Origin of the sequence: Streptomyces virginiae, from assembly GCF_041432505.1 — a bacterium.
Classification (GTDB): domain Bacteria; phylum Actinomycetota; class Actinomycetes; order Streptomycetales; family Streptomycetaceae; genus Streptomyces; species Streptomyces virginiae_A.
Genome location: NZ_CP107871.1, coordinates 714,451 through 735,024, shown reverse-complemented (window position 1 = coordinate 735,024; position 20,574 = coordinate 714,451). Strand labels below are relative to the sequence as shown.

Below are 20,574 nucleotides of genomic sequence, written 5' to 3'. Positions count from 1 at the left end.
AGGACGAGGCCGGCAGCGCTCCCGCCGCCCTCGTCGTCGATCTTCGAGGACCCATCCTCTCCGATCCCACTGACAAGCCACCCCCCAGGCCTTGTCGACGGCCTAGTCCTTCGCGGCGGGCTCGGCGTTGCGCCAGACCGTCACGTCGACGGTGATGAAACCGGTCTCGTTCTTCCCGCCCGACCTGCCGTGGTAGGTCGCCAGCGCGATGTGGCCGGCCTTGCTCAGCACGCAGACCTGTGACCCGTCCGTGAGCTGGTCGAGGCCGACCTTCTCGGTGAAGCGGGTCACGGCGCGGCAGGTCTCCAAGGAGCCCTTCTCGGAGTTGTTCAGCAGGACGATCTTGCCGTTCGTGGTACCGAACTTCTCGTCCCCGAAGAGGGTGTCGCGGTAGAAGAAGAGGTCCGCGTGCCCGTACAGCACTCCTGCACCGGTCGGTTCCTCGGCCGGCCGCGGCGGGTTGTCGGCGAGCATCAGCTGGTGGTTCTGGGGCACTTCGATGCGTTGGTACGCCACCGGCTGGGGGTCGGGCTGCTTCTGCGAGGCGCCCGACGAGGCACCGCCCTTCGAGGCCTTGTCGCCGCCGCCCTTGGTGGAGCCGTCCGGCAGCAGGGACCCGATGACCACGAGCCCGATGACCGCCGCCGCGACCGACCCGACGACGATCAGTGCCGTCCGCCTGGGGCGCGGCGGAGTGGGCGGGCCGGGGACGAAGCCCTGGGGGTGGAAGGGCGGCGGCGTGCCGTGCCCGGGGGTGTACGAGGGCTGCGTGTACTGGGGGTGGCTGTACTGCGGCTGGTGGTGCTGCGGCTGCGGCTGCGGCTGCGGGTACGAAGGCTGCGTGTACGGGGGCGGCGTCGGGTAACCCGGCGGCACGGCCCCCGGCGCCCCCTGCGTCGGAGCCGTCTGCGTCGGCGCGGCGGCGGCGGCCAGGCCGGTCGGCGCGTACCCGGGAGCGGCGGGCACCACCGGCGCACCCGGAGCCGGCGCCGCCCCCGGGGCCTGCGGCGAGACCTCGGTCGGCGTCGGAGTCGGCGTCGGGGCCGGGGCCGAGGCGGCCGTCGGCGGCGGGGTGGGCACCGGCGCGGGCAGGTGCAGCCGTTCGGTGAGGGAACCGGCGACGGCCCGCGGCAGCCAGTCCTCGCCCTGGCGCAGCGGCACGTCCGAGGCCGCGTTGCACAGTTCGATGACCTCGGCCAGGGTCGGCCGGTCGGCCGGGTCCCGGCTGAGACAACGGGAGACCACCGGCCGCAACTCCTCCGGCAGGGCGCTGAGGTCGGGATCCTCGTGCACGATCCGGTAGAGCACCGCGTGCGAGGGCCCGTCGCCGAAGACGGACGCCCCGATCGCGCTGAAGGCGGCGATCTGCCCGAGGGCGAAGACATCGGTCGCCGGGGTGACCGTGCCGACCGAGGCCTGTTCGGGCGCCATGAACGCCGGGGTCCCGACGCTGACCCCGGTACTGGTCAGGGCGGTGGAGTCGGCGGCCCGGGCGATGCCGAAGTCGATGACGCGCGGGCCGTCGGAGGCGAGCAGCACGTTGGCGGGCTTCAGGTCCCGGTGGACGATGCCCGCGCCGTGGATGACGTGCAGGGCCTCGGCGACCCCGACGGTCAGCAGCAGCACGCTGCGCACCGGTAGCGCGCCGTGTCGGGCCACGGCGTGGGCGAGCGAGGGGCCGGGCACGTAGGCCGTGGCCAGCCACGGCTGGGCGCCTTCGGTGTCCGAGTCGATGACGGGCGCGGTGTAGAGCCCTTGGACCCGCTCCGCGGACCGCACCTCCTGCTGGAAGCGCCGTCGGAATTCGGGGTCCTCGCTGAACTCGGGCCGGATCACCTTGATGGCGATGGGCCGGCCACCCGGAGTGTAGGAGAGATAGACCTTGCCCATGCCTCCCGCGCCCAGTACGGCCGCCAGGCGGTAGCCGCCCACGACGGTCGGATCGTCCGCCTTGAGCGGCTGGAAGAAGTCGGCGGACGGTGCACTACCCATGGGGACCCATCTCTGATTGCGGCGATCCAGCACCTGCCGGCGCCCCGAAGTCAACCGAGAGCGTACCCAATGCCCGGACGTCCCCGGCCCGGACCGTCGGACCGCCGTGCCGTCCCCGGGAGTTGGCGGCTCGGACGGCGCGGCAGGGCGCGGTGGCTCCGCCGCTACCAGCCGAAGCGGCGGTTGACCACGGCCGCGAACTCCTCGAACGTCAGCACGCGGTCGCCGTTCTGGTCGGCCGCGTCGAAGAGCGCGGAGGAGTCGTCGGTGCCCCCGACGCCCCAGAACGGGATCGCACCCTGCGCGGCGAGGGTAGGGCCCTTGGAGCGCAGGGCGCCGATGACCTCGGCACGGGTCAGCGTGCCGTCCTGGTCGAGGTCGAGGGCGTCGAACAGGCGCCGGGCCTTCTCGCTCATCACGTGATCCTCTCAGCGGTCCACGCACCGCCTCCTGGGCGGCGCGTCCTGCACGGGAGGACGTCGTGGGGCCCGGCGGGGTTGCCCCCGCCGGGCGTCGGATTCGCGGGGCCGGGTGTGCTCACGCCCGGCCCCCGGCCCCCTGGCGGTTGAAGGGCAGCCTGCCGAGGACGACCGCCATCGCGCAGCTGTTCGTGAGAGCGGAGAAGACCAGGCCGCCCCCGATCGCGGCGGACAGCAACGCGAGGGAGGGGTGCAGGAGCAGCCCGAGGGCGAGGCCGAGCAGCACGGTGACGCCCGCGGTGAAGCGGACCTGGCGTTCCATCGACCAGACGGCCCGCTTCCGGGAGCCGTCGGGGTACTGCAGGCCGTGGCCCTCCGCGGCCCAGGCCTGGGTGCCACCCGTCAGGCTCGACGCGGCGATGCCCTGGGAGGTCAGGGTCGCGACGGCGTTCTCGGAGCGGGCACCGGAGGCGCACACCACCAGCAGGGGCCTGCGTTCGGCGGCCCGCCGCAGCTCCGGCAGGCTCCGTGCGAGCCGGTCGAGGGGGACGTTGACGGCGTCCGGCAGGTGGCCGGACGCGAACTCGCCCGGAGTGCGGACGTCGACGACGGTCAGCTCGGCGAGCCGCGGATGGGCCTGGCCGACATCGAGGGGGGTGGGAACGCTCATGGCGGACCTGGTCCTTGGCAGAGGGGGAGGGGGGAAGGGCGCGGCGGGGCGCGGACACGGGTTACCGGAGCGACGTGCGCCGCCGTCGCCATGCCGGGGATGCTAGGCACGGGGGGACGGCCCGGCCAGGGATCGCCGCCCCTTGCCACGGGACTGCCACACCCCCGCAACAACCAGTGGCCCGAACGAGTGAAATCGCCCCCGAGTCACCAGGTGACGTACAGGTCCTGCGGTGAGCGGTGGATCAGCGTGGGCCGCATCCGCGGCCGAGGGCGGTCGGCGTCCAGTCGCAGCTCGGGCATGCGCCGGACGAACAGGTCGAGTGTCAGCCGGAGCTGCTCGCGCGCCAGTTGGGAACCCGGGCAGCCGTGGGTCCCGTACCCGAAGGCGAGGTGCTGTCGGTTCCCGGGCCGGGTGATGTCGAACTCCCCGGGCCGCTCGTACCGATCCTCGTCGCGGTTGCCCGAGCCGTACGCCACCAGCACGGCGGCCCCGGCGGGCAGTTCCGTCCCGGCGAGCGTCACCGGCCGGGTGGTGATCCGCCGGAAGGCCTGGATGGCGGTGTCGTGGCGGACGGCCTCCTCCACCGCCGCCGGGGCCAGGGACGGATCGGCACGGAGCGTCCGCCACTGCCGCCGGTCGGCGAGCAGGTGCAGCAGCATGGTGGCGATGAGCGCGCTCGTGGTGAGGAATCCGGCGATCAGCAGGTTCTGCAGGCTCGTCACCAGTTCGTGGCGCTGTTCGAGGGTGAGTTCGTCGTCACCGGGGGCCAGGGCGGCCACCATGGCCGAGCACATGTCGTCCCGGGGGTGGGCGCGCCGGTCGCGGACGTACCCGTCCAGCAGGTGCTGGAGCGCGACCACGTCCTCGGCGGCCGCCACCTGACCCTCCGGAGACATCGGGCGGAACAGCAGTTCCTCGGCGCGGTAGCCGCCGTGCACGGCCGCGGGCACGTCGGCGGGGTCCAGCCCGATCAGCCGGCCGACCACCATCCCGGGCAGCTGCCGGGCGTACGCCGCCACCAACTCCGCCGACCCGTCCGCCGCGAAGCGGTCCGCCAACTCGTTCGCGCACGTGCGGGCGTACGGAACCAGGGCCGCCACCCGGCCGGCGGACAGTCCCCGGTTCAGCGGGGCCCGGTGGCGACGGTGGGCCGCCCCGTCGCTGGAGACCACGGTGGGCCGCGGCCCGAACCCCCGAGGCAGGACGCCGAGCGCCGCCTCCGAGAGCGGGATGTCCGGCAGCAGGGCGTTGGCCGAGGAGAAGTCCTCCGCGCGCAGCAGCACCTCCCGTACGTCCCGGTCACGCGCCACCAGCCACGCGTCGAACTCGGCTACGTACGTCAGCCCTTCCGCCCGGCGCGCGCGGTCGTAGAGCGGATAGGGGTCGCGGTACAGCTCGTCACGCCGCGCCTGGTCGTCCTGCCACGTCACTGGTGCCTCCGGATCACGGTCGGGACCGGGCGGGGTGCGCCGCCGCGGGTGACCTCCGGTGCGCCGGGTCATCCTGCCCGAAACACGCAGGCCCCGGTAGGGCGCGTGCCGGGCGGAAGGGGCCGGGCGGGAGTGGGTACGCCTCGACGTGTCGGACGCGTTTTTGTCCGCAGGGCAGAAGCCTTGCCCAGATCAGCGCCGTGCGCGGTAGCCTCCACAGAGGGGCCAGGCTCCGGAAAAACTTTTCCGAAAGCGTGCGTTCGGAGCGCGTCGCGCGCGGAATCGACCGGTACGCACGGCCCCGCGGACACCATGGACCTGCCGTCGTCTGCGCACCGCGCACTCCCTGGAGGGACACACGTGAAGGACTCGAAGGACAGGCTGGAAGCACTGCGGGCCGAGATCGAGCGCCGCAACCCCGCGCAGCCGGAGTTCCACCAGGCGGTACGGGAGGTCCTCGAGACCCTGGCCCCCGTCTTCACCGCCCGGCCCGAGTACGCCGACCCGGCCGTGGCCCTCGTGGAGCGGCTCACCGAGCCCGAGCGGCAGATCCTCTTCCGCGTCCCGTGGCAGGACGACCGGGGTCGGGTCCAGGTCAACCGCGGCTACCGCGTCGAGTTCAACAGCGCGCTCGGCCCGTACAAGGGCGGCCTGCGCTTCCACCCGTCGGTGGACATCGGCGTGGTGAAGTTCCTCGGATTCGAGCAGATCTTCAAGAACGCCCTGACCGGCCTCGGGATCGGCGGCGGCAAGGGAGGCAGCGACTTCGACCCGCACGGCCGCTCGGACGCCGAGGTCATGCGGTTCTGCCAGTCCTTCATGACCGAGCTGCACCGGCACATCGGCGAGCACACCGACGTGCCCGCCGGGGACATCGGTGTCGGCGGCCGCGAGATCGGCTACCTCTTCGGCCAGTACCGGCGCATCACCAACCGCTGGGAGGCCGGCGTCCTGACCGGCAAGGGGCAGGGCTGGGGCGGCTCCGCGATCCGGCCGCAGGCCACCGGCTACGGCAGTGTGCTGTTCGCCGCCGAGATGCTGGCGGTCCGCGGTGAGTCGTTGGACGGGCTGACCGCGGTGGTCTCCGGCTCCGGCAACGTCGCGCTGTACACGATCGAGAAGCTGCAGCAGCTCGGCGCGAACCCGCTGACCTGCTCCGACTCCCAGGGTTACGTCGTCGACGACAAGGGCATCGACCTCGCGCTGCTCAAGCAGGTCAAGGAGGTCGAGCGGGGCCGCGTGAGCGAGTACGTGGCGCGGCGCGGATCCTCGGCGCGGTTCGTGCCCGGTGGGCGGGTCTGGGAGGTGCCGGCGGACGTCGCCTTCCCCTCCGCCACGCAGAACGAGCTGGACGAGCGGGACGCCCGCACGCTCGTATCGAACGGGGTCAAGGCGGTCTCCGAGGGGGCCAACATGCCGACCACCCCCGAGGCCGTACGGATCCTGCAGGAGGCCGGGGTCGCGTTCGGGCCCGGCAAGGCCGCCAATGCCGGCGGGGTGGCGGTCAGCGCCCTCGAGATGAGCCAGAACGCCGGTCGGGTGGCCTGGAGCGCGCAGCGGGTCGAGGACGAGCTGGCGGGCATCATGCGTTCGATCCACGCCGTCGCGTACGAGACCGCCGAGCGGTACGGGGCCCCGGGCGACTACGTCACCGGTGCGAACATCGCCGGCTTCGAGCGGGTCGCGGACGCGATGCTGGCGCAGGGCGTCATCTGATCCGACGGCCGCGGACCGGTCGGGGGGCCGGTCCGCGGCCGTCCCCCTCCGCGTTCCCGCGGCCGCCACGCGCGGCCGGCGCCGGTCCCGGAGGCGGGACCGGCGCCCGGGAGGGGGCGACGCCAGGTCAGAACACGATGACCGTGAACGGGTTGTCGGCGTAATTGCCGCGGAGGTCGTAGGTGTTGACCGTCACGGCGTCCGGGCCGCAGACGCGGTTGGGGGTGGTGCTGAAGCTGCGTCGGTTGGAATTGGGCAGCTCGACGGAGACGACGCTGAAGGCCAGGTTGACCTCCTCGCTGACATTCACGCAGTACCGGCCGGTGTTGACGTGACGTACCCAGTCGATGTTCTTCGACCGCCTGAGCGCGCCGTTGGCCGTGACATCCGCGGCAGCCTGGACGTAGGGGGAGGTGATCGGCCTCGGGTCGGCCGCGGGGGCGGCGGCCGAGGGGACGGCGAGGGCCCCGATCAGGGCGAGGGCGGCTGGTAGTACGGGGACGAAACGATGCATGACTGATACTCCCGGCGGAGGCGTCCTACAGCGAGTTGCGGACGATCCGCCCACATTCGACCGGCGCGCAGCGTGACGCGGTCGCCACGCCGGTCCGGCATGGGCCAACCGGTGCCGAAGGTCACCCGGGTGGCCCGGACGGTTCGGCCGTCGGGGGGCATCGCGCCGCTCGCGCGGGGTCCGGCATCCCAGGCGTCCGCGGGGTCTCCGGCGTCCGGTCGCGGAGGCAGCACCGCAGAACCGGAGATTCTTTCATTCGTTTCAGACTCATGAAGAGAACCTTTCTTTCCAAGGTCCAATGGCGAATTCGATCTACGCTTCGTTCATCCCTTTGGTTCGGTCTTCCTCTGCACATGGATCACACAATGATTTCTGCACCGCCGCGTCGACGTACCCTGCTCGCCGCGTCCACCGCCGTCGCCCTCGCCCTGCTCGTCTCCGGCTGCGGCGCCGGAGGCACGGACGCCCACCGCATCAGGGTCGGCGTCTCCGGCGACTCCCCGGAATGGGACGTCCTCGCCAAGGAGGCCAAGAAGCAGGGCCTGACCGTCGAACCGGTCGTCTTCGACGACTACTCGCTCCCCAACAAGGCCCTCAGCGCCGGCGACATCGAGCTGAACGCCTTCCAGCACCTGGTCTTCCTGGCCCAGTCGAACACCGAGAACAAGACCGACATCGTGCCCATCGCGGCGACCACCGTGGTTCCCCTCGGCCTCTACTCCCGCAAGCACGAGCAGCTCGCGGATCTCCCGGACCGGGCCGAGATCACCCTCCCCAACGACCCCGCCAACCAGGGCCGCGCACTGCGCGTACTGGAACAGGCCAAGCTGATCGAGCTCCGCAAGGAGGCCGGACTCTTCGCCACCCCCGACGACATCACCGCCGACCCCAAGCACCTCAAGCTCACCCCGGTCAACGCCCAGCAGACCCCCCGTACCCTCCAGGACGCGGACGCCGCGGTCATCAACGACGGCGTCGCCGAGCTCGCCGGTATCAAGGCCGACACCGCGCTGTTCAAGGACGACCCCGCCGCCCCGCAGTCCGTCCCCTACCTCAACGTCATCGCCGCCCGCGCGGACCGCAAGGACGACGCCGACTACCGCAAGGTCGTCGAGCTGTACGCCTCCCAGGCCGTGCAGGACGAGGTCCGACGCACCAGCAACGGCACCGCGCACCACATCGAGCTGCCCGCCGCCGACCTCCAGGCCGAGGTCGCACGCATCCAGAAGCAGCTGGGACGATGACCGCCGCCGTGGAGCTGCGCGACGTCGCCAAGGAGTTCCCGGGCGGATCGCGCGCCGTCGACGGCGTCAGCCTCTCCGTCGACGCGGGCACCGTCTTCGGGGTCGTCGGCCACAGCGGCGCGGGCAAGTCCACCCTCCTACGCCTGGTCAACGGCCTGGAGGAGCCGACCTCGGGCAGCGTCCTGCTGGACGGTCAGGACCTCTCGTCCCTCGGCGAGCGCCGCCTGCGCACCGTCCGGCGGGAGATCGGCATGATCTTCCAGCAGTTCAACCTCTTCCGCTCGCGCACCGTCCTGGGCAACGTGCTCTACCCGTTGCGCCTCGCCGGTACGGACCGCGCGACAGCTCGCGCCCGCGCCGAGGAGACGCTGGACTTCGTAGGCCTGGCGGGCCACGGCAAGCGCTATCCCGAGCAGCTCTCGGGCGGCCAGCGCCAACGCGTCGGCATCGCCCGCGCGCTCGCCACCCGCCCCAAGGTGCTCCTGTGCGACGAGGCGACCTCCGCCCTCGACCCGCAGACCACCGGCGAGGTGCTCGCCCTGCTGCGCCGGGTCAACCGCGAGCTGGGCGTCACCATCCTGCTCATCACGCACGAGATGGACGTCGTGCGGACCCTGTGCGACCGCGTCGCGGTGATGGAGAACGGCAAGGTGGTCGAGAGCGGCGAGGTGTACGAGGTCTTCGCCCGGCCCCGCCACGCCACCACCACCGCCTTCGTCCGTTCCGCGCGGCACAGCGAGCCGGACCCCGCGCTCCTGGAACGACTCCGCGCCCGCCACCCGGGCCGCCTGATCACCCTGCCCGTCGCCGACGGCCGCCCCGGACTGGACGGCCTCTCGAAGCTCCTGCACGCCCACGGTGTCGACTTCACGCTCGTCCACGGCGGCGTGGGCGAGGTACGGGGACGCCCCCTCGGCAGCGTGACCCTGGAGCTGCGCGGCGCGACCGACGCCGTCGACGCCGTGGTCGCCGGACTCGCCGTCGCCGACCGCGTGGAAGCGGGTACCCGATGAAGGCGGACTGGAGCACGTTCTGGCCGAAGGTCCTCGACGCCACCGGTGAGACCGTCTACATGGTGCTCATCACCCTGGCGCTGTCGACGGCCGGCGGGCTGGCGGTGGGCCTCACCCTCTACGCGACCCGCAAGGGCGGCGTTCTGCCGAACCGGGTCGCCCACGCGGTCCTGGGCTCGCTCATCAACATCATCAGGCCCGTCCCGTTCATCATCGCGATCGTCGCGCTGGCACCGGTCACGCGCGAGGTGGTCGGCACGATGATCGGCACGAACGCGGCGATCTTCCCCATGACGGTCGTCGCGACGTTCGGGGTCGCCCGCATCGTCGAGTCGAACCTGCTCTCCGTCGAACCCGGCGTGATCGAGGCCGCCCGTTCCATGGGCGCGAGCCCACTGCGGATCCTGCTCACGGTGCTGGTCCCGGAGGCCCTGGGGCCCTTGGTCCTCGGCCTGACGTTCATGCTGGTCGCACTGATCGACTTCTCGGCGGTGGCCGGCACGGTCGGTGGGGGAGGTGTCGGCAACCTGGCGATGACCTACGGCTACCTGCGCTTCGACACCTCGGTGATGGTCGTGACGGTGCTCGTCCTGATCGCCTTGGTGCAGTCGGCGCAACTGCTCGGCAACCTGGTGTCCCGCAAGGTGCTCCGCCGCTGACACGAATACGACGGGCGACGGGCGACGAGTGATGGGCGTGTGAACCGGGTCGGTGGCACTCCCGAGGTGTTTGCTTGGGCGAGGGGGGAGAAGAACCGCGTCCGCGGGGGCCGCCGTACGCCAGGAGGAACCGAACAATGAAGTTCGCCCAGATCGTCGACTTCGAGACGGAGCGCATCGACGAGGTGCGCGACCTGCTGCGCGCCTACGAGGAGCAGGCCCGCGCGCAGGCCCGCGCCGGCGCCCCGACCACCCGCACCCTGCTCCAGGACCGGGCCAACCCGCGCCGCTATCTGGCCGTCGTCGAGTTCGCCTCGTACGAGGAGGCCATGGCCAACAGCGACGCACCCGAAACCGGCGAGCTGGCCGCGCGGCTGTCGACACTGATGACGAGGCCCACCGTCTACACCGACTGCGACGTCCACGAGGAGTGAACTCCGGTCGATCCGGGCGCCCAGGCCCGCCTGGGCGCCCGGCGCCCGTACCGACGGCTCTGAAATGATCATTTCATGAGCCGGACCGGCTCTTCGACGACGTCGAGGACCTGCCCGACCCCACGGCGTGGTCGTCCCGGCCGCCGACCACCACCTGCCCCTCCGCAGCCCGGAACGACTCGTCGACCTGTTGCTCGGGCACATGGCGTGACCCGGCCTGGCCCGACCCGGCCGAGGGCCTGGTTCAGCGGCGGCCGCGACGGTTGAGTTCGTTCGGCGGGATGTAGAACCTGCGCGCCGGTGACAGCTTGTCGAAGCGGGCCTGCTGTCGAGCCTTGTCCTCCATCTGCATCCCGTCGAGGTTCCTGGTGCGAGTGGCTCGATCGGTCCAGAGCAGGTAGGCGACCAAGGCGGCGATGGGCAGTCCCGCGCACGCATAGAAAACGATCAAGTTCTTCAGCCCCCCCCGGTGAAGATCAGTACGTGTGTCGAGTCTCCGGCGGGGCGGGGCAGGAGTCAAGATCGGAGCGTCGGCGGCCGGTACGTCGCATCGTGGCGGCACCGGCGTCCGCACGGCAGCCGTCCGACCAGGACCGAACTGTTTTGTGTCGCTCCTGGCGGGTAGCCGCGGTTCTGTCGATACCTGTCCCGAGATGAATGGAGACGTTGTGTCCGTCGTCAAGAACGCCCTCCCGGAAGCGGACCTGAAGGTCGTCGGTGAAGCGCTGCAGGGCGCTCTGGTGGACCTGGTGGACCTCTCGCTCGTGTCCAAGCAGGTGCACTGGAACGTGGTGGGACCGCGCTTCCGCTCCGTGCACCTCCAACTGGACGAGGTCGTCACCACGGCGCGTACCCACTCGGACGTGGTCGCCGAGCGCGCATCCGCCCTCGGGATCACCCCGGACGGCCGGGCCGCGACGGTGGCGTCGTCCACCGCGATCACCGGCGTGCCGGAGGGCTGGATCAAGGACGTGGACGCCGTCCGCATCCTCGTCGACGCCCTGAGCACGGTGATCGCCCGCATGCGCGACCGCATCCGGGCCACGGACGACCCCGACCCGGTCACCCAGGACCTCCTGATCGCCCTGACCGGCGACCTCGAGAAGCACCACTGGATGTTCGCCGCCGAGAGCGCCTGAGCCGGTCGGCGGGTTGAACCTGGATCGACCTGCGGCACGAGAGAGCCCCCTTACGACCCTGAAGGGTCGTAAGGGGGCATCGTGCTGGATCCACAGGCAGAGGCGGTAGCCCGTCGCGTACCCTGTGCAGCCTCACAAAGGGGCGAAATGACTGATCAACAAGGGCCGGAGTGGTCGCGCGGACTCCTGGCCGTCGGGTTGCTCCTCCTCATCGTCGGAGTCTTCACCCTCTGGCCGCTGTGCGTCCTCGGCTTCCTGATGATCCTGTTCGTCGGCGCGTCGACCGCCGGCCAACGCCGGGCGAGCGGCAAGGCCCCGGAGACGCTGCTCCAGCCCGGAGACCGGCCCTGGCGGCGCGAGGACGACCGGGATTAGGAACGGGCCGGCGGGATGTGTGACGGAAGTCTGACGTCGCGGCGGTCCTTCTGGTGTCCCGTACCCCGGGGTGTTGGAATCGAGGGGTGACGACAGACCACTCCGACTTCGAGGGAACCCCCGTCGGTCGCCGTCTGATGCTCGGCATGCTCGGGCTCGGCGCCGGGGGCCTCGTGGCCGCACCGTACGTACAGCGCGGGATCGAAGCCTTCCTCGGGGCCGCCTCGGACAAGGACCCGACCGGGCTCACCGGGCTGCTGCCCAACGGGGGCGGCTTTCGCTACTACTCCGTCGCCACCTCCGTGCCGCGCAAGAACGAGCAGGACTACCGGCTCACCGTCGACGGCCTGGTCCGGCGCCCCACGACGTACACCCTCGACGCCCTGCGCGCACTGCCGCAGACCCGTGTCGTCAGGGACGTGCAGTGCGTCACCGGCTGGCGGGTCCCCGAGACCGCCTTCACCGGCGTCACCGTGTCCCGCCTGCTGGACGCCGCCGGTGTCGATCCCGAGGCCAAGGCGATCCGCTTCACCTGCTTCGACGGCACGTACAGCGAGAGCCTCACGCTCCCGCAGGCCCGACGCGACGACGTGCTGGTCTGTCTGCGGATGCGGGACGAACCCGTCAGTCATGCGCACGGCGGCCCGGTCCGGCTCTACGTCGCGCCGATGTACTTCTACAAGTCGGCGAAATGGCTCTCCGGGATCACCGTCACCTCCGAGGTGCGCCCCGGTTACTGGGAGGAGCGGGGCTATGACGTCGATGCCTGGGTCGGCGGGTCCAACGGGCGCAGTGACACCCCCACCGTCTGAACCGGCCCGACGGGTCGCCAGGTTCACCCGTGCCGAGCGTGGGGTCCACCGCGCGACCGCCGCGCTGACGCTGCTGTGCGTGGCGACCGCGGCCGCCCTGTACGTCCCGCAGCTCGCCGAACTGGTCGGCCGTAGACATCTCGTGGTGACGGTCCACGAATGGGCCGGCATCCTGCTGCCCGCGCCGTTCCTGCTGGGTCTGGCGTCCCCCGCCTTCCGGGCCGACCTGCGCAGGTTGAACCGCTTCGGGCCGCACGACAGGAAGTGGCTGCGCGCGGTGCGGCGACGCGACCGCCGGCGCGGATCCCGGCCCGCGGGGAAGTTCAACGCCGGCCAGAAGCTCTACGCCTCGTGGATCGCGGGCGCCGTCCTCGTGATGCTGGCGACCGGCCTGTTGATGTGGTTCACGCATCTGACACCCCTGGTGTGGCGCACCAGCGCCACCTTCGTGCACGACTGGCTGGCCTTGGCCATCGGGCTGGTGCTGGCCGGGCACATCAGGATGGCCCTCGCCGACCCGGAAGCGCGCAGGGGCATGCGTACCGGGTCCGTCGAGCGCCCCTGGGCGGAGCGGGAGCACCCGCTGTGGCTCGGCGACGAGCCGAAGGGCGGACGCGCGGATCGGTCGGAGGGTGGCCCGGACGCCGGATGAGGCGAAGACCGCCCCGGCGTCATCCCTCCTGATTCTTCGCTGGTCCTGGCGCTCGCCGGCGTCGCCCTGTTCGTCGCCCTCGTCTCGTGGCCGCCCGGCGCGCCTGAGCCGGTGTAGGGCAGATGGCGGACGGCGCTTGTGGAGCCGCCCCGCGGTCAGCACGCTTGATCCATGAGCACACCCGTCCCCGGTCCGGTGCGGCCTCCTGCGTCGGTGCGGCCGGAAGACGCCCGCCGGGCGCTGGTGGCGGGATCCGTCGGCAACTTCATCGAGTGGTACGAGTTCGGGATCTACGGCTACTTCGCCACCGTCCTCGCGGCGCAGTTCTTCACCCCGGTGGGTGGCAGCGAGGTGGAGGGGCTCGTCAAGGCGTACGCGTCGTTCGCCCTGGCGTTCTTCTTCCGGCCGGTCGGAGCCGCGGTGTTCGGGCGGTTCGGCGACCGGGTGGGCCGGCGCCCCGCGCTCGTCCTGGTCGTCTGCCTGATGACCGGTGCCACGGCGATGATCGGCCTGCTGCCGACGTACGCGTCGATCGGCGCGGCCGCGCCATGGCTCCTGACCCTGCTGCGGATCCTGCAAGGGCTTTCGGCGGGCGGGGAGTTCGGCGGGGCGGTCTCCGTCATGACGGAATGCGCGCCACCGGGCCGCCGGGGCCTGTACGGGGCCTGGCAGTCGTTCACCGTCGCGCTCGGCCTGCTCGCCGGCGCCGCGGTGGCGGTGGTCCTGGCGAGCGTACTGACCTCGGCGCAGCTGCACGCGTGGGGCTGGCGGGTGCCGTTCCTGCTCACCTTGCCGCTGGGTCTCCTCGCGCTGCGGCTGCGGTTGCGGCTTCCCGCCGAGGAACCGCCCGCCCGCGTACGGACCGGGCCGCCCGCCCCCGGACCGCCCCGGCCGCGTCCCCGGGAGACGGTCCGGGCCGTGGCGCTGGGCGTCGGGCGGGTGATGGGTTGGTCGGCGGCCGGCTACACCTTCCTGGTGGTCCTGCCCTCCTACCTGCAGAGCACGCTCGGCACCAGCTTCCAGCGGGCACTGCTGGGCACCGTCCTGGCGAACCTGGGGTTCGCCGCCTCGATCCTCCCCGCCGGCCGGCTCAGCGACCGGATCGGGCGGCGCACGGTGATGGTGGCGGGGGCCCTGCTGACGGCCGCGCTCGCGCTCCCCCTCCTGCACCTGGTGCAGGACCCCGACGGGCCGACGTACGTGAAGGGGGCGGCGCTGTTCGCCGCGGGCGCCGGTGTCGGCCTGATGGCGGGTCCGGGCCCCGCGATGCTGGCCGAGATGTTCCCGGCCCGGGTGCGCTGCACCGGCCTCGGGCTGGCGTACGCCCTGTCCAACGCCGTGTTCTCGGGCTGCGCGGGACTGATCATCACGGAGGTGGTCGAGCGCACCGGGAACGTGGACGTCCCCGGGTACTACGCGGCGACGACCTGCGCGGTGAGCGCCGTCGCGCTGCTCACGCTGCGCGGTGACGACCACGAGCGGGCGCTGCGGTGAGCGCGCTGCGGGTGGTCGGGCTGATGTCCGGCACGTCGTACGACGCCATCGACGCGGCGGCCGCCGACCTCTCCCTGCACGGTGACACGCTGGTGCTCACACCCCTGGGGATGATCAGCACGGCGTACGACGACGACCTGCGGGCGGACCTGGCCGGGGCCCTGCCGCCCGCCCGGGTGGACCTGGCCACGGTCTGCCGGCTCGACACCCGCATCGGACAGGCCTTCGCCGCGGCGGCGGTGCGGGCCGACGCGGAGCTGTGCGGCGGACGGGCCGACCTGGTGGCGTCGCACGGGCAGACCGTCTTCCACTGGACCGAGGACGGCCGGGTGCACGGCACCCTCCAGATCGGCGAGGCGGCCTGGATCGCCGAGGCGACCGGCCGGCCCGTGGTCTCCGGCTTCCGTACCCGCGACGTGGCGGCCGGGGGGCAGGGTGCGCCGCTGGTCAGCATCGTCGACGTGATGTGGCTGCGGGGACGCCCCGGGGTACCGGTCGCACTCAATCTGGGCGGGATCGGGAACGTCACGGTCGTGCCGGGTGGGGTGGCGGGCACCGGAGGTGAACCGCTGGCCTTCGACACCGGCCCCGCCAACGCGCTGATCGACGCGGCCGTGACCGCCCTGGCGGGGCGCGACGCCCAGGGCGACACCTTGCGCGACACCCCGGGCGACGCGCCCACGATGGATGTGGACGGGGCCCTCGCCGCGCGGGGCACGGTCCACCCGCCGCTGCTGCGACGGTTGCTCGCCGACCCGTACTACGCCCGGCCCGCACCGAAGACGACGGGTAAGGAACGCTTCCACCTGCCCTATCTGCGCGCGGCACTGGACGCGTGCGAGCCGCTGTCCGTCGAGGACGTCGTCGCCACGCTGACCCGGCTCACGGCCCGGACGGTCGCCGACGCGATCCGGCCCTTCGGGGCGACCGAGGTGATCGCGTCCGGAGGCGGGACCCGCAACCCGGTGCTGATGGACCGGCTACGGCAGGAACTGGGCGCAGGTCGGGCCGACGGGGTCGCCGGTCGCGGCCGGCGCGGTGGGTGCGTGGTGCGGTCCTCGGACGAACTCGGGCTGCCCGCGGGGGCGAAGGAGGCGTACGCCTTCGCCGTACTGGGCTGGCTCACCGCGCACGGCCTGCCGGGCACCGTCCCCGCGTGCACCGGCGCCCGGCGCGCGAGCGTCCTCGGTTCGATCACGCCCGGCGGCCCGGGCCTGCGCCTGCCGCGGCCCCCGACGACGGCACCGGTCCGGCTGACGGTCGACGGCGGGCCCGGCCCGGTCCGGCCGGACCACCTGCGGTGATGCGGCCGGACCGGTGTCGCCGGCCGGATCCCTATCAGCCCTCCGCCCGCTACTGAGCCTGCTTGATCGCGGAGATGTCGAACTCCAGCACGATCTTGTCGCCGACCAGCACACCGCCGCCCTCCAGGGCCGCGTTCCAGGTCACGCCGAACTCCTTGCGGGAGATGGTCACCGCCCCCTCCAGACCGACCCGCAGGTTGCCGTAGGGGTCGACGGCGTTGCCGGTGTACTCGAAGTCGATGGTGACCGGGCGGGTGGTGTCCTTGACGGTCAGATCGCCCGTGACGCGGTATTCGGAGTCGGAGCGAGGCTCGACCGAAGTGGTACGGAACGTGATGTCGGGGAAGTGGGGAGCGTCCAGGAAGTCGTTGGTGCGCAGGTGCTGGTCGCGCTGTTCGACGCCGGTGTCGATGCTCTCGGTCTTGACCACGACCTGGGCGGTGGAGCGGGCCGGATCGCCACCGTCCAGATGGGCGGTGCCCTCGAACTGGTGGAAGGCGCCGCGGACCTTGGTCACCATGGCGTGGCGGGCGACGAAGCCGATCCGGGTGTGGGCGGGGTCGAGGACGTAGTCCCCGGTGAGCTCCTGGATGGTGGCGGTCATGGGTGACGTTCCTCCGTAGGGCGGGATCCCGGCGGCGGTACGCCCGGAATCTTCCCGACCCACGCTAGGGCGCGAACCGGTCCCGACCCGGCCGGACGCACGGGGCGACGCCGCAGTGCACTCCGGCCGGCGCCCCCGCCTCACCCGTGGAGAGCAGCGGCCGACCCCCGCGGCCGCCCGCCGGCGATCAGATCGACACGTCGTCGGTCAGCGGAGGCAGGGCGTACGGACGGAGGACCATGAGCGAGCCTTCCAGGGCCGCCACCATGGCGAAGGGGAAGCGGTCGAGCTCGAGGCAGAGCGCGACGTCATCGGGATGGACTCCTCGACGCACGCCCTCCACCAGCTCGGCGGCGGCCCGCGACTCGCCGGCGCGGCGAAGGAACTCGGCCGCGTCCGTCTCGGCCTCGGTGGCCCTGCCGGCGATGTACTGAGCACACGCCAGGTCCTCTTCGGCCCGCCCGTCCTCGCCCGTGACCACGAAAGTGACGCTGTCGCACCCTCGCGTCCGCAGGACCCGAGCCGTTGCCTCCGCGACCACGAATCCGGCGCACAGCACCAGCGACGCCTCCTTGACCGCGAGCGCGCCGACCGTCCCCGCCGTGGTCTTCTGCACCACGGTCCGTCCGCCGAGGTCCATGGACCGCAGCATGCCCGGCGAGTTGACGGTGTCGAACCCGGGCGCGGGCGGACCGTCCTTGAGCGCCACCCATGCGGGGTGGCGCGCTTTGAGCGCGAGGGCCTCGGCCGGCGACTCGGCGAGAACGATCTTTTCCGCGCCCCGGGCGAAGGTCCAGGCAGCCACCGTGAAAGCACGCATGACGTCGACCACGACTGCCACGGGCGGGGTTTCGACCAACTCGGCGATACCAAGAAAACGAGCGTCCATCCGATCATGATCGGGCATGCCCGGCCCGATGCCCCCGGAGAGTGGTGCGCCCCACATCGAGGCCGTCACGACGCGGGCAACCGGACGTGTCACGTGGCGCGGCCCCCAGGACGAGAGTGGAGGGCAGCGCCGTCATGAGGTCAGGGCGATTCGGGCGGCAGCGTGGCGCCGGGGACCGGGGCGACGAAGGCCGGGTTGTCCTGCCAGGTGGGTTCCAGGGGCTGGATGCCGACCACGGCCACGCCGGTACCGGGGCGCTGCTCGCCGATCAGTTCACCGCGGTGCTGGAGCACGAACGGGACGGTGAGCGGTTCGGCGTGGACGGCGTCGTTGACGTACACGTCCTCGGTGAATGCGTAGCGCGCGGAGGACCAGCACCACTCGCATCCGGCCTCGGACTTGGCCTCGTACGTCCACCGCAGGCTGACGCGGTAGGTCATGGGGCCGCCGGTGTCGTACCCGGCGGTGAAGACGAGCTTGCCGCGGCCGGTGCGGTGATCGGTGGCGCACAGGGTGAGACTGACGGTGCCCTGGCCGGGGACGCTCTCCGCAGTGGGGAGTTGAGGCACGGGGCGCGCGCAGCCGGGCGCGGTGGTGGGTCCGCCGCCGCTCGGGCGAGGCGTCGGGGTGGCGTCCGGGCCGCCACCTCCGGTTCCGGTTCCGGGCTCGCGGGTGGGGATACCGGGCGTCGGGGTACCGGGGACGGGGGTACTCGGGCCGGGGGTACTCGGGCCGGGGGTGCCGGGGACGGGGGATTCCGACGGCATGACCGAGGGCCGGGCGGTCGGCGAGGCGGACGGTGCCCGCGACGGGGTCGGGTCAGCAACACTGCAAGGCGAAGCGCCCCTGGTCGAAGCGGCCCGCGGCGAGGTCGGCCGGGCGGATCAACCAGTAGAGCGTGCCGACGTCCCCCCACATCATGTCCGCCGCGTAATCGGTGTCGATCTGCGCGAGCAGCACCCACCGGGCGGCCTCGACGTCCAGGTCGGGATCGTTTCGGGAGGTGCCGGGGCGGCCGAGCACCGCTTGGGCGATCTCCCGCTCCACCGCACCCTGAACGGGCACGGGGTGGCCCCCGATCCGGTGCCTGACATCGTCCGGGGCGGAGTCGAGGTCGATGAGGCCCTTGGTGAACAGCCTCCCGTTGAGGGGGTGGTGGCGCCACCGCGCGGAGTCCACGACCTTGCCGAACGCGGCACGGAGGCCGGGGGCGTCGTAGGCCGGTACGGTCATCCCCGCCTGCGCGGTCAACGGCACTTCGGGGTACGCAGGGAGCTCGGGCGGGGCGGGACGTACGCGGGTGGGAGTGCCCGCGGGCACGTGCAGCACCTGGGCGCCGGGTCGGGTGGCGGGGTCCGACGCGTCCACGGGGGAGTCGTCGCCGTCGACGCGGCCGTCGAAGTGGAAGAAGAGCAGGGTTCCGGAGTCGGGCAGGGCGAGTCCGCAGTCGCCGGCCGCCGCGAGGGCCGCGCAGTCGAGCGAGGCGATGTGGGACAGGGGGCCGTGTCCCTCCCACGTGGGCCACGGCAGGTCGAGCGGCAGTTCCGGGAGTCCGCCGAGCCGCCCTGCGGCCGGTCCGTCGCCCGCGTGGGCCAGGCGCAGGCCCGGGGTGAGCAGGCCGATCCACCGCGCGGCGTCGTCGGGCGGCAGGTGGCGGTGGGCGAGGTCGTGCAGCGCCTCGGCGGGAGCGAGCGTCATGGGACGAGCATGCACGAGAGCACTGACAGCGAGCACTGACGGCGAGCACCGACAGCGACTACTGACAGACCGACAGGACGGGCGGATCCGAGGCGGCGCCTCGCGCGCCGAGCCTCGGGACGGCCGAAGCGAACTGTCGGACGAGCCGCGCCGACTTACGCGGCCAACCGGGGGGTCGCGGCGCGCGCCGCACCCTCGGAGCGCCGCTCGGGCTGCTACTGCTGGGCCGGGCCGGGCAGCGCCCGCCCCGGCCGTCCCCGCGCACACCAGGAGCCACGCACATGCCGACCCGTGCCCGCGCCCGCCGGAGCCGCCGCCTCCGCACCGGACTGTCCGTCACCGTCCTGACCGCCGCCGTGCTCGGAGGGCTGCTGCAGCCCGCGCAGGCGGCCGGTGACCCCGGCCCGGGCGACGGGCCGGGGCGCCACGACAAGGGCCTCCAGCGGCAGCTCGACGGGCTGGTCGCCCAGGAGGACGGCCCACCCGGGGCGATCGCCCTGCTCACCCGCGGCGACCGTACGGAGGTGTACACGGCCGGGGTCGGCGACATCGCGACCGGTCGCCGACCGCACCCCGACGACCACATGCGCATCGCCAGCATCGCCAAGGCGTTCAGCGGAGCCGTAGCCCTCCAGCTCGTCGACCAAGGCCTGCTCTCCCTCGACGACACCATCGGCGAGCGCCTTCCCGACCAGCCCGAGGCCTGGCACGCGGTGACGCTGCGCCAGCTCCTCCAGCACACGAGCGGCCTCCCGGACTTCTCGACCGCCCCCCGGTTCCTGGAGATCCTCAACGCCGACCCGCGCCACGTGTTCGACCCGCGCACTCTCCTCGACTTCGTCGCCGACAAGCCGCTGCTCTTCGTCCCCGGCTCCCTGTACGAGTACTCCAACTCGGACAACATCGCCGTCGCGCTGATGGCCGAGGCCGTCACCGACCGCCGCTACGAGGACCTCCTCAAGGAGCTCGTGTACCGCCCGCTTGGGCTGCGCCGCACGAGCCTGCCCCTGGGGTACCGGCTCCCGCGTCCGTACCTGCACGGCTACGACGTCCAGCCGCCGGCCGAACCGGAGGACATCAGCGAGGCCCTGGGCGCGTCCGGTGTCTGGGCCTCCGGTGGCATCGTCTCCACCCCCAAGGAACTGGGTACCTTCATCCGCGCCTACGGTGGCCCCTCGATGCTGTCGGCGCAGACCCGCAAGGAGCAGCTGACCTTCCGGCCCGGCGACTCCTCGGAGCCCGCAGGTCCCGGTACCAACGCCGCCGGGCTGGCGATCTTCCAGTACACCACCCGCTGCGGGGTGCTCTACGGACACACCGGGAACTTCCCCGGGTACACCCAGCTCGCCGCCACCACCCCCGACGGCACCCGGTCGCTGACCTTCTCGATCAACACCCAGACCAGTAAGAGCAACAAGCCCGCGCTGCTGGCCCGACTGCGCACCGTGCAGGAGGACTTCGTCTGCGCCCTGCTCAAGGGGCACTGAGCCGGACCGACTCGGCGGTGCGGCGC

The 20,574-nt window shown here is 72.4% G+C and carries 22 protein-coding genes; 12 read left to right on the top strand and 10 right to left on the bottom strand.

Annotated features, from left to right (window positions below; genetic code table 11):
* Positions 1 to 102 precede the first annotated feature (102 nt).
* The 4 genes from OG624_RS03495 to OG624_RS03480 all read right to left on the bottom strand — a co-directional run bounded on the left by OG624_RS03495 (position 103) and on the right by OG624_RS03480 (position 4,514).
* Entirely contained in the window at positions 103 to 1,992 is a 1,890-nt protein-coding gene (locus OG624_RS03495; RefSeq protein ID WP_371639050.1) for a serine/threonine-protein kinase, read from the bottom strand.
* Between the two features lie 164 nt (positions 1,993 to 2,156).
* Positions 2,157 to 2,408, bottom strand: a complete 252-nt coding sequence (locus tag OG624_RS03490) for an EF-hand domain-containing protein (protein ID WP_030764319.1) — start codon at positions 2,406 to 2,408, stop codon at positions 2,157 to 2,159.
* Between the two features lie 121 nt (positions 2,409 to 2,529).
* Complete coding sequence (locus OG624_RS03485) at positions 2,530 to 3,081, bottom strand: rhodanese-like domain-containing protein (RefSeq protein WP_033221269.1); 552 nt, start codon at positions 3,079 to 3,081, stop codon at positions 2,530 to 2,532.
* A 206-nt stretch (positions 3,082 to 3,287) separates the two neighbouring features.
* Entirely contained in the window at positions 3,288 to 4,514 is a 1,227-nt protein-coding gene (locus tag OG624_RS03480) for a cytochrome P450 (protein WP_371639049.1), read from the bottom strand.
* A gap of 360 nt (positions 4,515 to 4,874) precedes the next feature.
* Here OG624_RS03480 and gdhA point away from each other — a divergent pair, with 360 nt between their 5' ends.
* A complete protein-coding gene (gdhA, locus tag OG624_RS03475) occupies positions 4,875 to 6,230 on the top strand; it encodes an NADP-specific glutamate dehydrogenase (protein WP_033221265.1) in 1,356 nt (451 codons plus the stop codon).
* A gap of 127 nt (positions 6,231 to 6,357) precedes the next feature.
* Here gdhA and OG624_RS03470 read toward each other — a convergent pair whose 3' ends face one another.
* Positions 6,358 to 6,744 (bottom strand): hypothetical protein, encoded by a 387-nt coding sequence (locus OG624_RS03470; protein WP_033221264.1) that lies wholly within the window; start codon positions 6,742 to 6,744, stop codon positions 6,358 to 6,360.
* Between the two features lie 365 nt (positions 6,745 to 7,109).
* Here OG624_RS03470 and OG624_RS03465 point away from each other — a divergent pair, with 365 nt between their 5' ends.
* From OG624_RS03465 to OG624_RS03450, 4 genes are all read left to right on the top strand, one after another.
* Positions 7,110 to 7,988 (top strand): MetQ/NlpA family ABC transporter substrate-binding protein, encoded by an 879-nt coding sequence (locus tag OG624_RS03465; protein WP_051763339.1) that lies wholly within the window; start codon positions 7,110 to 7,112, stop codon positions 7,986 to 7,988.
* Complete coding sequence (locus OG624_RS03460; protein ID WP_371639048.1) at positions 7,985 to 9,001, top strand: methionine ABC transporter ATP-binding protein; 1,017 nt, start codon at positions 7,985 to 7,987, stop codon at positions 8,999 to 9,001. The genes OG624_RS03465 and OG624_RS03460 overlap by 4 nt, the downstream gene beginning before the upstream one ends.
* Positions 8,998 to 9,660, top strand: coding sequence for a methionine ABC transporter permease (locus OG624_RS03455; RefSeq protein WP_033221260.1), 663 nt, complete (start codon positions 8,998 to 9,000; stop codon positions 9,658 to 9,660). Before OG624_RS03460 ends, OG624_RS03455 begins: the two co-directional genes overlap by 4 nt.
* A 137-nt stretch (positions 9,661 to 9,797) precedes the next feature.
* Complete coding sequence (locus tag OG624_RS03450; protein ID WP_033221258.1) at positions 9,798 to 10,094, top strand: hypothetical protein; 297 nt, start codon at positions 9,798 to 9,800, stop codon at positions 10,092 to 10,094.
* A gap of 244 nt (positions 10,095 to 10,338) precedes the next feature.
* Here OG624_RS03450 and OG624_RS03445 read toward each other — a convergent pair whose 3' ends face one another.
* Positions 10,339 to 10,545 carry a hypothetical protein gene (locus OG624_RS03445; protein WP_158711854.1) on the bottom strand — a complete coding sequence of 69 codons (207 nt, stop codon included), beginning with the start codon at positions 10,543 to 10,545 and terminating at the stop codon, positions 10,339 to 10,341.
* Positions 10,546 to 10,762: 217 nt separating this feature from the next.
* Between OG624_RS03445 and OG624_RS03440 the strand changes: the two genes are divergently transcribed.
* From OG624_RS03440 to OG624_RS03415, 6 genes are all read left to right on the top strand, one after another.
* On the top strand, positions 10,763 to 11,233 hold the full coding sequence (locus tag OG624_RS03440) for a Dps family protein (protein WP_030728194.1): 471 nt from the start codon (positions 10,763 to 10,765) through the stop codon (positions 11,231 to 11,233).
* Between the two features lie 147 nt (positions 11,234 to 11,380).
* Positions 11,381 to 11,608, top strand: coding sequence for a hypothetical protein (locus OG624_RS03435; RefSeq protein ID WP_158711853.1), 228 nt, complete (start codon positions 11,381 to 11,383; stop codon positions 11,606 to 11,608).
* 137 nt (positions 11,609 to 11,745) lie between these two features.
* A complete protein-coding gene (locus OG624_RS03430; RefSeq protein WP_371640828.1) occupies positions 11,746 to 12,420 on the top strand; it encodes a molybdopterin-dependent oxidoreductase in 675 nt (224 codons plus the stop codon).
* A complete protein-coding gene (locus tag OG624_RS03425; protein WP_371639047.1) occupies positions 12,362 to 13,072 on the top strand; it encodes a cytochrome b/b6 domain-containing protein in 711 nt (236 codons plus the stop codon). The genes OG624_RS03430 and OG624_RS03425 overlap by 59 nt, the downstream gene beginning before the upstream one ends.
* A gap of 171 nt (positions 13,073 to 13,243) precedes the next feature.
* The gene (locus OG624_RS03420) at positions 13,244 to 14,566 is read left to right on the top strand and encodes an MFS transporter (RefSeq protein WP_371639046.1); all 1,323 of its coding nucleotides are present in this window, start codon (positions 13,244 to 13,246) and stop codon (positions 14,564 to 14,566) included.
* Positions 14,567 to 14,571: 5 nt separating this feature from the next.
* Positions 14,572 to 15,870, top strand: coding sequence for an anhydro-N-acetylmuramic acid kinase (locus OG624_RS03415; protein ID WP_371640827.1), 1,299 nt, complete (start codon positions 14,572 to 14,574; stop codon positions 15,868 to 15,870).
* Positions 15,871 to 15,919: 49 nt separating this feature from the next.
* Here OG624_RS03415 and OG624_RS03410 read toward each other — a convergent pair whose 3' ends face one another.
* From OG624_RS03410 to OG624_RS03395, 4 genes are all read right to left on the bottom strand, one after another.
* Positions 15,920 to 16,474, bottom strand: coding sequence for a YceI family protein (locus OG624_RS03410; RefSeq protein WP_161290300.1), 555 nt, complete (start codon positions 16,472 to 16,474; stop codon positions 15,920 to 15,922).
* Between the two features lie 187 nt (positions 16,475 to 16,661).
* Positions 16,662 to 17,363 carry a 2-phosphosulfolactate phosphatase gene (locus tag OG624_RS03405; RefSeq protein WP_371639045.1) on the bottom strand — a complete coding sequence of 234 codons (702 nt, stop codon included), beginning with the start codon at positions 17,361 to 17,363 and terminating at the stop codon, positions 16,662 to 16,664.
* 140 nt (positions 17,364 to 17,503) lie between these two features.
* Positions 17,504 to 17,932, bottom strand: coding sequence for a hypothetical protein (locus OG624_RS03400; protein WP_371639044.1), 429 nt, complete (start codon positions 17,930 to 17,932; stop codon positions 17,504 to 17,506).
* A gap of 250 nt (positions 17,933 to 18,182) precedes the next feature.
* Complete coding sequence (locus OG624_RS03395; RefSeq protein ID WP_371639043.1) at positions 18,183 to 19,061, bottom strand: YwqG family protein; 879 nt, start codon at positions 19,059 to 19,061, stop codon at positions 18,183 to 18,185.
* Between the two features lie 281 nt (positions 19,062 to 19,342).
* Here OG624_RS03395 and OG624_RS03390 point away from each other — a divergent pair, with 281 nt between their 5' ends.
* Positions 19,343 to 20,548, top strand: coding sequence for a serine hydrolase domain-containing protein (locus OG624_RS03390; protein ID WP_161290306.1), 1,206 nt, complete (start codon positions 19,343 to 19,345; stop codon positions 20,546 to 20,548).
* Positions 20,549 to 20,574: the final 26 nt, after the last annotated feature.

Coding starts and splice junctions, on each gene's coding strand:
- OG624_RS03495 (WP_371639050.1), bottom strand. CDS start 1,992: ATGGGTAGTGCACCGTCCGCCGACTTCTTCCAGCCGCTCAAGGCGGAC.
- OG624_RS03490 (WP_030764319.1), bottom strand. CDS start 2,408: ATGAGCGAGAAGGCCCGGCGCCTGTTCGACGCCCTCGACCTCGACCAG.
- OG624_RS03485 (WP_033221269.1), bottom strand. CDS start 3,081: ATGAGCGTTCCCACCCCCCTCGATGTCGGCCAGGCCCATCCGCGGCTC.
- OG624_RS03470 (WP_033221264.1), bottom strand. CDS start 6,744: ATGCATCGTTTCGTCCCCGTACTACCAGCCGCCCTCGCCCTGATCGGG.
- OG624_RS03465 (WP_051763339.1), top strand. CDS start 7,110: ATGATTTCTGCACCGCCGCGTCGACGTACCCTGCTCGCCGCGTCCACC.
- OG624_RS03460 (WP_371639048.1), top strand. CDS start 7,985: ATGACCGCCGCCGTGGAGCTGCGCGACGTCGCCAAGGAGTTCCCGGGC.
- OG624_RS03455 (WP_033221260.1), top strand. CDS start 8,998: ATGAAGGCGGACTGGAGCACGTTCTGGCCGAAGGTCCTCGACGCCACC.
- OG624_RS03450 (WP_033221258.1), top strand. CDS start 9,798: ATGAAGTTCGCCCAGATCGTCGACTTCGAGACGGAGCGCATCGACGAG.
- OG624_RS03435 (WP_158711853.1), top strand. CDS start 11,381: ATGACTGATCAACAAGGGCCGGAGTGGTCGCGCGGACTCCTGGCCGTC.
- OG624_RS03430 (WP_371640828.1), top strand. CDS start 11,746: ATGCTCGGCATGCTCGGGCTCGGCGCCGGGGGCCTCGTGGCCGCACCG.
- OG624_RS03425 (WP_371639047.1), top strand. CDS start 12,362: ATGACGTCGATGCCTGGGTCGGCGGGTCCAACGGGCGCAGTGACACCC.
- OG624_RS03420 (WP_371639046.1), top strand. CDS start 13,244: ATGAGCACACCCGTCCCCGGTCCGGTGCGGCCTCCTGCGTCGGTGCGG.
- OG624_RS03410 (WP_161290300.1), bottom strand. CDS start 16,474: ATGACCGCCACCATCCAGGAGCTCACCGGGGACTACGTCCTCGACCCC.
- OG624_RS03405 (WP_371639045.1), bottom strand. CDS start 17,363: ATGGACGCTCGTTTTCTTGGTATCGCCGAGTTGGTCGAAACCCCGCCC.
- OG624_RS03395 (WP_371639043.1), bottom strand. CDS start 19,061: ATGACGCTCGCTCCCGCCGAGGCGCTGCACGACCTCGCCCACCGCCAC.
- OG624_RS03390 (WP_161290306.1), top strand. CDS start 19,343: ATGCCGACCCGTGCCCGCGCCCGCCGGAGCCGCCGCCTCCGCACCGGA.